Source organism: Paenisporosarcina sp. OV554 (genome assembly GCF_003058165.1).
Lineage (GTDB): Bacteria > Bacillota > Bacilli > Bacillales_A > Planococcaceae > Paenisporosarcina.
Genome location: NZ_QBUC01000020.1, coordinates 34,995 through 51,017 on the forward strand (window position 1 = coordinate 34,995; position 16,023 = coordinate 51,017).

Here is a 16,023-nt window from a genome sequence, read left to right on the forward strand (position 1 = left end):
TTATTTAATTAATGATGGTTTCAATAAAACCCTTTGAACCATGTTTTCAAGTAATTTAGGTAATTCAACGAAGGCACTTTGAATGTGCAGACGCTCCGTTTTTTTGTGAGCGTCTTTTCCAAATGGACCAACATTAAGAACTGGTGCGTTCAGTTCACGCATGCCAGCAAATGGAATGGAGTATGTGTCTCCCCATACTGGTGTATTCGCTTCGAATACTTGCCATCCACCTTTGTCATCTTCGTAATTTACATAGCTTAAATCAGATATCCCATTAAAATAATGGATGCGTTCGATTGAAAGATTAAACTCAGATGTACCGAACTGCTTTACAAACCTAACACACTCTTCAACTAAAGGATCTTCGCTCGTGTTTACTGCTGGATAATAAGGCGGCGCATAAAGTAGAACCATTGCCGGTGCAAGTTCTTGGCATTGAATCATCAGCGTATCTACAATGCGGAATGATTTTTCACGATCGTCCCATTCCATATGGTCGCGAACAGTCGTCTTCACAGTATCTACATAATCTGAACCGAATTTGTCGACTGCATGTTTTAACAATTCTTCATATTTTAATACTCGAATTTCACCGACTGGATTTACTCCTTCACGGGAGCAAATACGTTGATAGTTTGCGTTACAATCATCTGCCGCTTCATTTGCTACTTGTTTAAATAACTCCATAACTTCTGCTGCGGTGCGTTTCATGACAAAGACGTTATACAAGGCTGTTGCTCGATAAGATGTTTGTGCAGAATACTCCATTTTCAAGTCGTTTTGCTGAATCGTTACAGGTAATGGCGTCGTTTCTCCTAAAACAGTTTCTTGGAATAACGGATTGAATTCCATTCGTTGCGTTAAATAGGACGCGATATAATTGGCCGTGATTCCACTGAGTGGTTCCCCCACATGTGTTTCCATCCCATAAAAAAGAGAGGACGGCATGATTTTTCCAATTGATCCTGTATATAAATAATATTTATCATCACCAGGTTGTTGAGCGAAAATTGGTTCACTATTTAAAAACAGTTTGTATGTTAGACCATGCTGGTCGCGTAAATCATTTAATTTCGAAACAGCCGCTCTCATCCCAGAACTATTTACTTCTTCATCTGGTACTGTTAGCAAAATGAGGTTGATTGGCCATTGTTCTTCACTGGCTTTCTCCACTAAACTCATGTGTAACACGAGTCCCATCTTCATATCCATCGTGCCTCGACCGAATAAATAATTGCCTGATTCTAAATCGATTCGTGCATCATCTGGTAATTCGTCTTTTCTCTCATGCAACGCTTTCGTTAACATTTCAGGTTCGAATGCCAATGCCTCTAGGTCCCCATATTCTTCCGTATTGACGGTATCGAAGTGACTAATTAAGACAATCGTTTCTGTTGCCTGCGGATGTTTATAAAAAGCAGTAAGAAATTTACGCCCTTGGTCCGCATCTGTCAGTTCGATTTGTTCAGAATGCTCCATGAAATATGGAATGTTCTGCAGTTTTGACTGAATTTTATAGGGAAATTCCCGTTCACCATCTGATAGAGTCATACTCTTCCAACTTACTACTTCACATAATAATGAGCGGAGCTTTTCTGGTGTTGACCACATTAGTTCTGTCATGATGCTACTCCCCCTTGCTACGTCTATTATTTCACTGTTGCGGTTGTCTTAATTTGTTAATATACGCTTCTAATCTATCCATTCCTTTGACTAAAACCGGCATTGCATATGCATACGAGATGCGAATAAAACCTTCACCATGTTCACTAAAAGCACTGCCTGGCACACATGCTAAGCCGCCTTCTTTAAGAAGTTTAGTTGCAAATTCAAACGATGTCATACCGAATTCTTTAATAGAAGGAAAAATGTAAAAAGCTCCGTTTGGTTTTACAACGTCTAGTCCCATATCTGTTAGTCGTCCATAAATATAATCTCTACGAGCCACATACTCTTTATTCATTTTTTCAGGAGCATCCTTACTCTCCCCAAGTGCTTCAATCGCAGCATGCTGGCTAGGAAGTGGAGCGCAAACCGAATTGTATTGATGAATTTTAATACAATGTTGCATTAGTGCTTCAGGACCTAGCAAAAAGCCGATACGCCACCCTGTCATGGAATGCGATTTCGATAATCCGTGAATGAGGAATAAACGATCTCGTAACTCTGGATAACACGCAAATGATCGATGTACACCTGAGAACGTATTTTCACTGTAAATTTCATCCGATAATACATAAATTTCTTGCTCTTTTAACACTTCCACTAAAGCATCCATTTCCTGTGGTTCAATGGTGACGCCAGTTGGGTTCGATGGGTAATTGAATAAGACAGCCTTTGTCTTCTCTGTAATCATGCTTTTCAAGCGTTCCGGAGAAGGTTTTAAGCCTGTATCGGAAGTATCGAGATACTTAACCTTTGCACCACACATCGTGATAATCGGTGCGTACCCTGGATAACAAGGCGCCGGTAAAATGACTTCGTCCCCTTCTTCCAGTATGGTTCGGAATACGTTGTCGATGGCTTCGCTTGCGCCGATGGTAATGATGATTTCCGTTTCAGCTTTGTAGGCAAAGTTGTATTTTTCTTTAAAAAATTGACTGACTACGCTACGTAATTCGATCAAGCCAGCGTTATGAGAATATCCGGTAAGGTTGTTCTCGATTGCCGAAATTCCCGCTTGTTTGACTCGCTCTGGTGACGGAAAGTCTGGTTGTCCGACTGTTAAATTCACTGCATCCGGATAATGGACTAGCTGATTGGAAAATTGACGAATGCCTGAAACGGCAATCTTAGTTATACGTTCATTTATTGTAAGAGGCATGGTTTTTCAACCTTTCTTATAGTAATGAAGAAATCTTCTTTCGATATTATCCATATGTTCCAGCATGGCTTTTGTTGCAGCGACTTCATCTTTATTTTCAAGTGCGGTAAAGATATCTTCATGCTCCCCACTCGCTTCCATTGCCGAGATTGGGTACGTATTTGCTAGGATCAGGAAGGCGCGATTGACGCCAGTATTAATGGTATGAATCATTTCGCGTAACTTCGTATTTGGATTTTGATTTGCCAGTATTAAATGAAACTCGCGGTCTAGTTCCATAAATTCGTGAAAATCATTTTTGTCAGACGCTTGTTTTTGGAGTTTGAGATTATCTCTTAGGGTATTTAAGAACGTAGGCGTCACGAAACGTGCAACTTGTTCAATATTGTATGTTTCAAGCAATTTACGTACTTCCATTTGATGTAGTGCATCTTCTTTCGTGAATGATGAAACACTTGCTGGCTTGCCTGTTTTCAAAACGACGAGTCCATCAGTCGCTAGACGACGAATGGCTTCACGAAGTGGTGTTCGGCTAATCCCAAGTTCAATCGCTAATTTTTCTTCACGCAGCTCTTCATTAGGCGCCAATATACCCGTAAGAATATCTTTGCGAATTAAGTTATACGCTTGATCCGCGAGCGATTCAGGTTTTTTAATCTTCTTCAACGCGGTTCAACTACTTTCTTAGTTGTTGTGTATTCTGTATACAGTATATGCGAATAGTAAGTGTATGTATAGGGATTTTCTTTGCTGCAATTTGAAAGACAGTTGAGGGATGTTCCGTCTATGGTTGAGCTGTGAATGCAGTTATCATGCATTAACTATTTGTTAATTAAGAATATTTAATATTTTTCTGTCAGATTGGATAAAAATGTGTAAAATAGAATATAGTTATATAAATGATTATCGAATTATGGAGGTTTGGTTAAATGGAATTTCCAAAAGAGGAAGTTGGCAAACGAATACGGCATTTACGCAAATCTCAAGGATTCACTGCGGACGATATAGCAAAGAAAGCAGGAGTCAGTCAAAGTATGATCTCTCAAATAGAGCGCGGACAAGTGTCTCCTTCACTTGAAACCTTATGGAAAATGAGTCATTGCCTAAAAGTACCCGTCTTCAGCTTTTTCGAGGCGAATAATCAACAAGACGTAACTGTAACCCGAAAAAATGAACAAGTTGAGTTGAAACGAATTCGTCCAAACGCCACTTATCAAGTCCTTTCACCTAGTTTTGGCAAGCAGATCAGCTTATTTAAATTGAGTTTAGCGCCAGGCGAAGTTTCGGACAATCCGTTAGTTTTTCACACTGGTGAAGAGTGCGGAGTTGTTTTAATAGGATCCATACAAGTAGAAATTGACAACAAATTTTATGACCTTGATGAAGGCGATAGCATCTACTTTGATAGTCATCTTTCCCATCGTTTTGTAAATAAGAGTCCACAAACCTCCATCGCTATTTGGGCGATGACGGATCCAATGTGAAACTTTTTCGCTTTTCATCCGTATACATAAGTATCGGAAAAGTAAGGAGGTATATCTTATGTTAAAAAATCCTGGCATCGCCGCCGTATTAAGTTTCTTTTGGACCGGCGTCGGACAAATATATAATGGACAGATAATGAAAGGCTTAATTTTAATTGTTGTCCAAATGATCAATGCTGCTCTAATGTTCGTCTTAATCGGATTCATCACCTTCCCACTCGTGTGGATTTGGGGAATCTACGACGCATACAAAGAAGCAGACAGAATGAATAAACGTAGTTATTGACCACAAAAGACAAACCACTTCCATTTGGAAGTGGTTTGTTTTTTGTGGTTTCTATTTGGTTTCCTTTAAAGTGACACTCTCTATGAGCGGTTTCATGTCGTCTATGAGCGGATCTCTGTCGACTACGGCGCAAAAGACGTGGCTACGCGCGAATCTCTGTCGACTATGAGCTGTTTCGTGTCGTCTATAAGCGGATTTCTATCTACTACGAGCGCAAAAGACATGGCTACGCGCGAATCTTTGTCGACTATGCGCGGTTTCACAAAAACAAGGGACATCCAACAACGGTGGATGTCCTTAACAAATCAGCTTTTCTTTCTTTATTGCTTGCACATGCTATGAGCGGTTTCGTGTCGTCTATGAGCGCAAAAGACGTGGCTACGCGCGAATCTTTGTCGACTATGCGCGGTTCTCTGTCGCCTATGAGCGGTTTCACAAAAACAAGGGACATCCAGCAAAGCTGGATGTCCTTAACAATTCTGCTTTTATTGTTTTGATAATGGTTTGCGATATCTGCGCCATCTTCCTTTACCGATCTCCTTTAAATTTAGTTTTTTTAACATGCGTGCTGCTACATCTTTGCTATTTATGTGAAAAAATCTTCGGAATTCAGTATTGTTAATTTCCGGTCCAAAGATATAGAAGTAGTCTTCTAACGTTTGAAGATGTGCATTCGTAGAAATATGGTTATTGGAACACACCCATTTTCGCTTCGACCATTTCATACCGATTTCAAAACATACCGGACATTCGACTCCTGTTATGATATCTGTTGAAGTAAGATTATATTTTGCATGCAATGCTTTTTGTTCATAGTCCCTATGATTTATTAACAATTCCTCACCTAGCCGAATTAGTTGCTCCTGGCTAAGAACTTCCTTGATAGTCACCATTTTTCTAATCTTTTTTGTTAAATATCTCGGCCTGACAATATCATACTTGCAGTTATTTGGAATGATATGAGAATCTGAATTTGTAAAAACGATTACTCCTACTACTGGTAAAACCCAATTTCTTCTTAACAACCAATCTTTTAACCAAATGATATTTTTATCTAACTGTTCTTCTGGACTATCCATAATAACTACTTTACCTTCTGGACTCGTTTGCTTCATAAAATGAGGGTTTTGCATTAAATCAACAGTGTGTTTAATATTTTTCACTTCGATAATTAATGCGAAGGATTGAGTAACGAAAAGATTATCAATCTGAAAAAACGAGGATGCTTTTAAATGCAAATCATGAATAATAAAATGCGGTTCAGGATGTTCATACCGTGCCAATTGCTGATCGACAAAATCTTCACCTGAAACACCTGCTTTCGATCTAAAATAGTTACTTTCCACATCATTGAATTTGTGGTGAGCAATATCAAGCCTTTTCTTTAACGCTGCTTGGCCCAAGAAATTTAACTGAGCAGATTTCTTTTTATTATCATGAAAATCCCCTTTTTAAAAAATGTAGCACAATTAAAAAATTGTATACAAATGCAGTAAAATTTCATTTTGGGCAATATCATGATCATAATTTAATTATTAATCACTTTTTTCAATCAAAATTGAAATGTCTTGATAAAAAATGAATATAAAGAACTACATGTTTTTTTGAGACCATTATAAAATTAACGAATTTATTTTCTATGAGCGGTTCTTTGTCGACTATGCGTGAATCGGGCAGTTCTTCATTAAAAAATGGTTCTCCAACTAAAAAAAGCCCTCCACCTAAGCGGAAGACTCTTACATTAAGATGATTCTGATAGAGATTTTTTTAGTTTGTGCTTTCGCCACATGTCTTCTGCAGCACCGGAGCCTAAAATTACTCCTCCTACAATTAAAACAAGTCCAAATATATGTCGACTTGAGATGACTTCGCCTAAAAATAAGGCAGACCCTACTAATGTAAACAATGTATTCAAGTTCATGAAAATGGCGGCTTTTGAAGGTCCTGCTTGACCAACTGAGTAGTTGTATAGCATATGACCGACTGCTGTTCCAACCATGCCACTTCCAAAGAAAGCAACCCAAAACATTGGTGGAACATCAAAGAATGCTTTTATTTCTCCTGGTTCTTGAACTAAGCTAATAATAAACAAGACGATTGAACCTATTAAAAACATATAGGCTGTGAGTAATCTTGGATCTAAAGTTTTCGCAGCTTTACTAATGACCAAGTAACTAAAAACTTGAGATAATATAGATAGGAATACGAACACATCCCCATATGATAAGCCAGATGTCCCATCTCCTGCAGCTAATACTGTCGCACTTACGCCAAGTAGACCGAGAATAACGCCAACCCATTGTAATCTAGATGGGTAAATTCGCATGATTAATGATACTAGTACAGCCGTTATGACGGGACCGGTTCCGAGAATTAATCCAGCATTCGAACTCGTGGTTATCGAAAGACCAATCGATAAAAAGTAATGGTGAAATACTACATTGAGGAGTGCCCCCAAAAGAATAAATTTCCATTCTTGCTTCGTCGGTTTTCTTACCATACGTAGCGTAGCTAAAATAGCGAAAACCGTTATACTCGCTAATAATATTCGAAATGCAGACAGCGTAACTGGCCGAACTTCACTCACTAAGAACTTTACGGCTGGTAAATTAAAGCCCCAAATGAACATGACAAAAACGAGTATTCCGTAAATCTTCCATTGTTTCACGTGGTCAGCACCTCACCGTTTCTTTCGGAAACCGAAAAATAATATTCATTAAAATATACATTCCAAATCTTTTTTGCTTTTCTTACAAACCTATTAATATTGATTATGATATATCTCTTTCGATTGGCTTGAATTTTTTCAAGATATTAATAACCGAATTCATTTCTTCGTTCGATATATTACCAAACGTTTTGTCATAATAGGCATACACGATTTCATCCATTTGTTTAACGAGATTTATTCCCGCTTCAGTTAATGTTAAATAAACTGTACGTCGATCGGTATCACTACGCTCGCGAATGATGTATCCTTTTTGCACTAATTTTTCACTCGTCAACGTGACGTAACTGTTTGTTGCATTTAATCTACGCGCCACATCTGAGACCCGGAGTGTTCGATCATCTTCTAAAGCTCGTAATACTGTAAATTCATTATATGGAATATATCCTTCAAATTCGACGGCAAAATCTTGACGAACTGTACGAACTAAATAACGAAATGACCTTGTAAACTCATATATTAAGTGTTTTCTTTCGTCCATAGTTTACCCCTTCAATAGTAAATAGTTTAGAAAACTTTACTAACAGAACATATTACGCTGACCGAAATGAATTGTCAAACATGTAAAATCTATCGATAAACTCTTAAATTCTATAACAAAAAAACTCTATTCAACTGAGTAGTTAAATAGAGTGAGTGGAGCAATATTGATAAATTTGGGCTGTTACAAGGCAATCGCTTAATGCATCATGTGCATTATGTTCAATTTGTAAGTATTGCGCTAATGTTGTCAATTTATGATTAGGTGTATGATTGATGATTTTCCTTGAGAGTTTTAACGTATCAATTACTGTATAAATCGGGACTTCCATTTTGCTCTCTAATGCATATAAAAATCCCATATCAAAGGAAGCATTGTGAGCGACAATTGGAAGATCACCTATAAATTCAATTAGTTGATTGATTACTAACTCAATCTTCGGTTCATTACTTACCATTTCGTTAGTTATTCCAGTTAATGAAGTAATCCGTGTAGAAATTGATCGTAATGGATTGACTAATTGATTCATGATATCCATTTGCTCATGATTTTTATATTTAACTGCTCCAACTTGAATAATTTGGTCAGCACCTGGTCGTAATCCCGTTGTTTCAAAATCAAGCACCACATAATCAGTCACTTTTCTGACGGAAGGATTATATTTCTTTGGGGTTGGCGTTCGTCTTGGTGTCGCCCAATATTGTTGACGTGATTTTCGTCTAAGAAGCTCTGCTGCATCAATCTGATAATCCATCGCATTTCCCTCCGAATCTCTTCCAGCTAGAAGACTATCATCTGCTTGAACTATATACCCAAAAGATAGAAAAGTTAAGCACTATTGACGAAATAGCCATCTTTTATTATGATAATCTTTGTGTTAACTTTCATTAATATCGAGTTAACATAAAAGAAGGAGGTTATCATCTTGAGAAATAATCAATTAAAAATGTTGATCGTAACTGCTCTATTTGCAGCGATTATCGGCATCATGGCACAAATTACTATTCCTCTTCCGCAAGTTCCGATTACTGGACAAACACTAGCTATTGGATTAGCAGCAACGATTTTAGGGAAAAAATACGGAACTTTATCTGTAATTGTTTATATCATGCTTGGGATAGCAGGATTACCTGTATTTAGCGGAATGTCGTCAGGATTAGGGGTTGTATTTGGTCCAACTGGTGGCTATATTATTGGTTTTCTGCCCGCTGCATTCTTTATTGGATGGATTTTAGAGCGTTTTGGATTTACGGTAACTACAGCAATCATTGCAAATATCATTGGTATGATTATTACATTATCATTCGGTTCAGTTTGGTTGAAATTCGTCGCAGAATTAAGTTGGATGGCTGCAATAACTGGCGGTGTCATTCCATTTATTATTGTAGGGATTATCAAAGCAGTGTTAGCTGCAATTGTTGGGATTTTGGTACGTAATCGTTTAACATCTGCAAAATTACTACCCACTTCTTTTGCAAATGCTAATTAAAAAACATCTAAAAACAAGCAATGGAATAAATCCAATGCTTGTTTTTTTTTGATTTTCTTCTATATAAATATACATTGTTCATTTTCTAGCTAACATATGACAATACATCGCAAATATTTCCCGGGTAATAATGACATAGTACTACAATATTTTGACAGCATTCTATGTAATTTTAGGATGTTTATTTGAAATAACATGTAATATGTCATTTTCAATTACCAATCTCCAGTTTAAGAAAATCCTTCAAAAACCTTATTACTTCCATTTCATTCCTTCATTGTTTGTTATTCTCTTTTGCGTTTTGAATTTTCTCGCATTTGTCACAATTTCGATAGTTATATGAAAAGGCTTCATGTATAATAGGTGATTGTTGCTTGAAATTAGAAAAATCAAATAGTGTTTTTTTAGATTCTACGATAAATTGTGGAACGAGTCGTCGATATAATCTGACACGAGCAGATGAATGCAGGACAAATATGTCGCCTTCTTTCGAGTCAATGGACATACGCTTTGGTGCTTGGAGCTAGCTAGTTCAAGAATCCAAGTTTATCTTATATTTTTTAAAAAGGAGTTTTTTAAAATGCAATCTAAAGACAAATTAACAGTTGGAGAAAATATAGTAGTTGGTTTGATGTTATTTGCATTATTTTTAGGGGCTGGGAATATTATCTTTCCACCTTTACTTGGCCAATTTGCTGGAGAATCATTAGTAATCGCCATATTTGGTTTTTTAATTACTGGAGTAGGGTTACCTTTGCTAGCAGTTATCGCCATAGCAAAATCTGGTGGAGGTTTGCAAGAAATTGCGAGTCGAGCCCATCCAATGTTCGGCTTGATATTCACAGTAGTTGTTTATCTCGTTATTGGACCGCTTTTTGCTATTCCACGAACAGGGACAGTGTCATTTGAAATCGGAGTTGCTCCCTTTTTACCGGATGCACTTTTAACGGAATCATGGCCTTTGATTATTTTCAGTATTTTGTTTTTTATTATCACTGTGTTATTTGCTTTAAACCCAACTAAATTAGTAGATCGTATTGGGAAAATTTTAACCCCTATTTTAATTGTGGTAATCAGTTTATTAGCAATAAAAAGTATGGTTACACCAATGGGTGATATTGGCCCATCACAAGGTGCTTATAAAGAAAGTCCATTTTTCGAAAGCTTTTTACAAGGCTATTTAACAATGGATGTTCTTGCTGCTTTAGTATTTGGAATTGTTGTTATCCATGCCCTTCAAGACAAAGGAGTTCGTGATAAACAAGAATTAGTCAAATCAACCATTTTTGCTGGTGTAATTGCAGCAATCGGTTTATCACTTGTTTATATTTCATTAAGCTTTATAGGTGCAACTAGTACTGAAGCAATTGGTATACAAGACAATGGTGGTTCAATATTAGCGTTATCTTCAAATGTTTTATTCGGTAACTTAGGTAGCATTATTTTGGCTATGACCATTGCATTTGCTTGTTTAACGACTTCTATTGGTTTAGTGGCAGCTGCTTCTCAATTTTTTGAAAAGTTAACACCTAAAGTGTCTTATAAAAAGTATGTGTTCATTTTCTCTGGATTTAGTGCAGTTGTCGCAAATGTGGGCTTAACTCAGCTCATTAGTTTCTCGGTGCCCGTTCTATTGGCCCTTTACCCATTAGCAATTGTATTGATGATTTTATCTTTTATTGATAAATCATTTAATCGCTCACCTATCGTTTACCAGTTGTCATTACTATTCACAAGTTTCATTAGTGTTTTTGATGGATTTAAAGCTGCAGGAATTAAGTTCCCAGTTGTTGAAACCGTGTTGACTAACCTACCACTTTACAGTCAAGGAATTGGATGGCTTATTCCTGGAATCGTTGGCGGTATTATTGGTTTCATCATTTATATAATCAAAAAATGAGAATCCCATTTCGGGGTTCTCATTTTTTTCTGAAACTCTCGGTTTCTTATAGCAAACGTGAAAAACCCCTCGCAGCCGCTGAATTCTGCAAGGGGTTTTAATCTATAAGGGGGTCTTATAGCAAGGTCATTGTTTTAGTATGCTCTTAATGTTTAAAATAATTTATTATTTGGATGAACTTCGTTGCGAATTTTATCACTTTCTAAGCGCTTGTACTGGTCCGTTGTTATATCTTCTTCTTCATCGTCAACTCCACCAGATAGAATTTCATTTTCAGTGGAATTTGTATCAAATGCAAATGCATTACCATGTCCATCTGTTTCATAACCAGTATCTTCATATTCATCAGTTTCTTTGTTTAGCTTAGCTTCTTCGAATTCATTCGTCGGTTCATTATGTTTACCAGCTGTATATTCTGTTCCGAAAACTCGTTCTTCATCTTCGGCTTGAATTCGAGAATCTTTATCAAAGTCGTTTTTCATGTCACCTGAAGGGAATTCGTTTTCTTCATTAGTAACTCCAAAAGTAGCTGGTCCTAAATTTGGATCCGCACCAGGTGATTGGAAGCCATCTGTTTGTTGCTCATTTGTAATGGCTTCATTTGTTGTAGGACGTTGTTCTTGAACCATTTTATCTTCTTGCATCGAATGGCCAATATGGTCTTCTTCTCTAGCTAAATAAGGATCCGTTGCAAAAGTTTCTCCTCGAGCAAATCGATCTTGTGGTTCATCCAAGCGACCATCTGTCTCATTTACTAAGTCATTTGTCGATGGTGCAAAGCCTTGCTGTTTCGAATATTCACTTTGTGGTTCTTCATTGTGGTTTTCTAATGTTGTTTCGCTCCGTGGTTCTTCCGCTCCAAATGTTGTCGAATCATTTTGCACACTGAACTGTTCATTACCTGTTACATTTGAATCGGTTTCATTAAATCGTGATTCAATAAATTCTGTTTTTGTAGTAGCAGCCACTTCACTACTGGATGTATCTTCAAATCCAGGTTCAGATGGTTGCACGTGGCGTTCTTCTCCACTGTACGATTCATAACTGTGTCCAGTAGCACCAAATGTATCGTAACCTTGTTCAAATTCACTTTCTGGTGAATTGATAACTCCTTCTTTCAAGCCTTCTGTATAAAGGACAAATCCTCCACTTGCTACATCTTTTGAGTAACGTTCAGTTTCAGCTTCATTTAAATCTAATTTTCTTAATCCCTCAGTTACTGCATCTTCTCCAGTGAACCAAGATTTAAACTTGTCCATAAATGTACCAGCTTCGTGTGTGGCAACTTCCGAATGTCGATTTAATGTGCTCATATGCGAATGATCCTTAGAAATCACATGAATATCGCTTTCATTGTATCCATGGGCTTTTAATTGCTCTAACTTTTCATACATTTCATCTTCTGTACGAGCTACTACAATTTTGCGGTTTGATTCTAAGTTCATGGTGGTTCCTCCTATTTTTTGTGTTTACAATCTATCTACCCCACCAATTTAATAACTTAAACACTTTTTGAAATTCTTAATTTATTTGTAATATACGACATAATAAAAACCTTTGTTAATGATAACAAAGGTTTTGAGGATTCATTTTAATTGTAAAACTTGCGATAAATTTCCTGCGATTTTGATATCTTTAAAGTCTAGTCCAAGATTTATGGCTGTTAAGGCTATTTCAGGTCTAACACCTGACAATGTTGTTTTAACACCAACAATCTTTAACGCATCTATTAATTGGAAGATTTGCATAGCTACCATCGTATCAATCATATTTACACCAGATAAATCGATGTATAGATGTGTAATCCCTTTATTTGTACATTCGCTAAGTGTATTTTCAAGTAAATATTTTGCTCGTTGGGTATCAATTTCTCCAACTACTGGAAGTAATCCCGTATGATGTTGTAGCTGGATGACAGGAGCACTCAATTCATTAATTAATGTTTGTTGGCTTTTTAATCTTTTCGTTGCTAACAAATCATGAACCTCAACAAACCTCGTCATAATTGTGCCGAATGCTTTAATAATAATGGCAATCCATGAATTCACTTTGGCATTAGAGTATTTTTCTTCACTTTCATTAGCAAATTCTGTAATCATACAAATATACTGGTCTTGAACATTTAAAAATTCTCGTAAAATGACGTGAGTTGGCGTTGATTGATGTCCGGTGTCTGAAGCAATCTCAATTACCCATTCTTCAAAAGACTGAAAAAATGCCTCCTCTTTTTCAATAAAGACTTGGATTAGATGTTCATGAAAACTATAGTTCTGAGCCTTTAATCGAGCGATTACAGTCTCATCTGTAGATGCGTATACACCAGTCGCTGTTGATTTATCAATCGAGTCATACCAGTCGTCCGTTAATTGTTTCGTTTTATTCATTAAGTACTTGTACAGTTCAACATTTTGATGCACTAAGCTCTCTCCTTTTCATATCTTGCTTCCTTTCTGGTACGATACATAAAAGGAGCTGATTTTTAATGGTATTAAATCTATTATCTTCTCATACATCTATTCGCACATATAAAAACACAAAACTTTCAAAAGAAGAAGTCTTCGAACTAATTTCTGTTGCCCAACATGCAGCAAGTTCACATTTTGTTCAAGCTTATAGTGTAATTTGGGTTACTGATGATCAAATCAAGAAAAAACTAGGTGAGTATTCTAAAAATCCGCATCAAATGGAAACTGCAGGTGCAGTATTTGTATGTTGCGTAGACTTTGAGAGACTTCATATTGCGGGCCTATTAAATGATACTTCTATTGTAACGGATAGTGCTGAAAATGTAATGGTCGGAACTATCGATGTTGCCCTTTTCGCACAAAATTTGGCCATTGCCGCTGAATCTAAAGGATATGGCATTTGTTATATAGGAGGAGTCAGAAATAACCCCGCTGAAATTAGCGAATTATTGAATCTTCCTGCAAAGGTATTTCCTGTATTTGCTATGACTATGGGTGTTCCTGATGAACAACATGAAGTGAAACCACGTTTACCCGTTGATGCGGTTCTTCATGAAAATGGCTATGACAGCGGAAAATATAATACCTTGTTACCCAAGTACGATAAAACGATCGAAGAATATTACGCGTCTAGAAGTTCTAATCAAAAATCTACAAACTGGACCAAATCTATGGCTGAATTTTTAAAAGTACCTCGACGTACACATTTGAAAAAATTCTTGCAAGATAGAGGATTTACTTGGAAATGATATTTGATTATGTATCACATCAGCAACTAATTTAGTTGCTGATTCTTTTAATGGAATTATTTGTTATACAATCATTTTTTTGGTACAAAATCCAAAAACAAATCAAACTTTTATCTAGCTAAAAATACGAACATATATTCTGTTTGTGTTATAATATTAAAAACAATGGCCTATGAGAGATAGCGGATGGTCACTTCCATGAGAATGGGGGTGATGTTATGACGTATTTTGAATCGATGACTTTGCTCATACAGCTTGCAACTGTGATGATCGGTGGGTTCTCAATTCTTGTTTCACTAGTCATTTTCTTCGCTAAAAAGAAATAGCCGTCCTCACTGGTTAGGCGAGACGACTATTTCTAACTTATATTGGACCAACCGCTATTTCGTACATGAGCGATTGTTGACTAGGTGCTGACACACCTAGTCTTTCTGAATCAAGTATACACTATATTATTGAACTTCTCAAAGGTTTCTCGTGACAAATCGACTACTTGTTTTTGAGAAATTCTTGTTCTTGTTGTAATGTCGGACCTGCCTTTAATTCGCGATTTAACGCCAACTCTCTTGTATCCTGGGCAGTTTCTGCTAATGTTCGGAAAGTTAATCCATTGGCAATTGCACGTTTATTTTCAACAACAAAAAAACCTTCAGGAAAATCTTTGGAAATTGGCATCCAAAACGGATATCTTCGCACGCCTAAATCGACTGATTCCAATTCTGCATCAGTCACCCACTCTTTTTCAATTTCGTCGTTGGCAATTTCATCAATAAATTCATCCATCGACAATGGGTTTGAAGCCACATTAAACGTTCCTGCTTTGCTTTCTTCAACCATTTGCACAATCCATTTTGCCATATCTCGTGCATCAATCCATTGAACTTTCCTATGTGGTTCATTTCCTCCTGGTACAGCGACTTTCCCAGCTTCACCTAATTTTTGAGCATAGTAGGTAAATCGATCTGTCGGGTCATGTGGACCAACTACGATACAAGGACGAATGATTAAGGCATGTTTTTTAAAGGTGTCATTTACTAGTTGTTCACACATCACTTTTAATGGACCATACGTAGCGCCCGTTACTTCATCAGTTTCAATGTTTTGAGTGAAAGTCGAACTTGATTCGTTTGGTCTGCCATTTTTATAATCATCATAAACCGAAATTGTTGAAATAAACATATAGGTTTTTGTTTTATTTTTTAATACATCCAGCATTGGGTGTAAATCTTGCGGTGAATAAGCGCAAGTATCAAATACTGCATCCCACTCTTCGTCCCCTACTAAATGTGCATCTTTCCGTCGATCACCTTGAATATGTCTTAAGTGTTTATAAACTTCTGAGTTTGTTTTCCCGCGATTAAATAACACCACTTCATGTCCACTTTTTTCTGCTGCTTCGACTAAATAACGTCCAACAAATGACGTTCCACCCAATACTAATATTTTCATTAATCGAACACCTCCTTATAGAAGAAGTTCTTCGTGAAATAAAAAAATCCTTTAAACAATATTTGTAAAGCATTGGTTGTGGATTTTAAAGCATACTAATTTATAGTAAATGACGATTTAGAAAGTAGGAAAACGGATACAGAAAGAGAAGGGTTTTTTCTGGGACGA

Annotated in this window: 15 protein-coding genes; 5 read left to right on the forward strand and 10 right to left on the reverse strand. The window is 36.8% G+C overall.

Features of this window, described 5'->3' with window-relative positions; translation table 11 throughout:
- Genes C8K15_RS15185 through C8K15_RS15195 form a run of 3 tightly spaced genes read right to left on the reverse strand, consistent with a single transcriptional unit; the run spans position 1 to position 3,490 of the window.
- Positions 1-1,623, reverse strand: a complete 1,623-nt coding sequence (locus C8K15_RS15185) for a M20/M25/M40 family metallo-hydrolase (protein ID WP_108587227.1) — start codon at positions 1,621-1,623, stop codon at positions 1-3.
- A 31-nt stretch (positions 1,624-1,654) separates the two neighbouring features.
- A complete protein-coding gene (locus C8K15_RS15190; protein ID WP_108587228.1) occupies positions 1,655-2,824 on the reverse strand; it encodes an aminotransferase class I/II-fold pyridoxal phosphate-dependent enzyme in 1,170 nt (389 codons plus the stop codon).
- Positions 2,825-2,830: 6 nt separating this feature from the next.
- On the reverse strand, positions 2,831-3,490 hold the full coding sequence (locus C8K15_RS15195) for a GntR family transcriptional regulator (protein ID WP_108587229.1): 660 nt from the start codon (positions 3,488-3,490) through the stop codon (positions 2,831-2,833).
- 263 nt (positions 3,491-3,753) lie between these two features.
- On the opposite strand from C8K15_RS15195, the gene C8K15_RS15200 reads away from it, so the two are divergent.
- Both C8K15_RS15200 and C8K15_RS15205 read left to right on the forward strand, forming a co-directional pair.
- Positions 3,754-4,308 (forward strand): helix-turn-helix domain-containing protein, encoded by a 555-nt coding sequence (locus tag C8K15_RS15200; RefSeq protein WP_108587230.1) that lies wholly within the window; start codon positions 3,754-3,756, stop codon positions 4,306-4,308.
- A gap of 58 nt (positions 4,309-4,366) precedes the next feature.
- Positions 4,367-4,594: a hypothetical protein gene (locus C8K15_RS15205; RefSeq protein WP_108587231.1), complete on the forward strand. Its 228-nt coding sequence runs from the start codon at positions 4,367-4,369 to the stop codon at positions 4,592-4,594.
- 485 nt (positions 4,595-5,079) lie between these two features.
- Here C8K15_RS15205 and C8K15_RS15210 read toward each other — a convergent pair whose 3' ends face one another.
- The 4 genes from C8K15_RS15210 to C8K15_RS15225 form a co-directional block, all read right to left on the reverse strand.
- A complete protein-coding gene (locus C8K15_RS15210; RefSeq protein WP_108587232.1) occupies positions 5,080-5,997 on the reverse strand; it encodes a nuclease-related domain-containing protein in 918 nt (305 codons plus the stop codon).
- 338 nt (positions 5,998-6,335) lie between these two features.
- Positions 6,336-7,262, reverse strand: coding sequence for a DMT family transporter (locus C8K15_RS15215; RefSeq protein WP_108587233.1), 927 nt, complete (start codon positions 7,260-7,262; stop codon positions 6,336-6,338).
- A 103-nt stretch (positions 7,263-7,365) separates the two neighbouring features.
- Positions 7,366-7,803, reverse strand: coding sequence for a MarR family winged helix-turn-helix transcriptional regulator (locus C8K15_RS15220; RefSeq protein ID WP_108587234.1), 438 nt, complete (start codon positions 7,801-7,803; stop codon positions 7,366-7,368).
- Positions 7,804-7,945: 142 nt separating this feature from the next.
- Positions 7,946-8,557, reverse strand: a complete 612-nt coding sequence (locus tag C8K15_RS15225; RefSeq protein ID WP_108587235.1) for a 3'-5' exonuclease — start codon at positions 8,555-8,557, stop codon at positions 7,946-7,948.
- Between the two features lie 171 nt (positions 8,558-8,728).
- On the opposite strand from C8K15_RS15225, the gene C8K15_RS15230 reads away from it, so the two are divergent.
- Both C8K15_RS15230 and brnQ read left to right on the forward strand, forming a co-directional pair.
- Positions 8,729-9,292 (forward strand): biotin transporter BioY, encoded by a 564-nt coding sequence (locus C8K15_RS15230; protein ID WP_108587236.1) that lies wholly within the window; start codon positions 8,729-8,731, stop codon positions 9,290-9,292.
- A 580-nt stretch (positions 9,293-9,872) separates the two neighbouring features.
- A complete protein-coding gene (gene brnQ / locus C8K15_RS15235; RefSeq protein ID WP_108587237.1) occupies positions 9,873-11,192 on the forward strand; it encodes a branched-chain amino acid transport system II carrier protein in 1,320 nt (439 codons plus the stop codon).
- Between the two features lie 152 nt (positions 11,193-11,344).
- On the opposite strand, the gene C8K15_RS15240 is transcribed toward brnQ, so the two are convergent.
- Both C8K15_RS15240 and C8K15_RS15245 read right to left on the reverse strand, forming a co-directional pair.
- Complete coding sequence (locus C8K15_RS15240; protein ID WP_108587238.1) at positions 11,345-12,637, reverse strand: YflT domain-containing protein; 1,293 nt, start codon at positions 12,635-12,637, stop codon at positions 11,345-11,347.
- Between the two features lie 141 nt (positions 12,638-12,778).
- Entirely contained in the window at positions 12,779-13,609 is an 831-nt protein-coding gene (locus tag C8K15_RS15245) for an STAS domain-containing protein (protein ID WP_108587239.1), read from the reverse strand.
- Positions 13,610-13,674: 65 nt separating this feature from the next.
- Between C8K15_RS15245 and C8K15_RS15250 the strand changes: the two genes are divergently transcribed.
- Positions 13,675-14,406 (forward strand): NADPH-dependent oxidoreductase, encoded by a 732-nt coding sequence (locus C8K15_RS15250; RefSeq protein WP_108587240.1) that lies wholly within the window; start codon positions 13,675-13,677, stop codon positions 14,404-14,406.
- Positions 14,407-14,895: 489 nt separating this feature from the next.
- On the opposite strand, the gene C8K15_RS15255 is transcribed toward C8K15_RS15250, so the two are convergent.
- A complete protein-coding gene (locus C8K15_RS15255) occupies positions 14,896-15,855 on the reverse strand; it encodes an NAD-dependent epimerase/dehydratase family protein (RefSeq protein ID WP_108587241.1) in 960 nt (319 codons plus the stop codon).
- Positions 15,856-16,023: the final 168 nt, after the last annotated feature.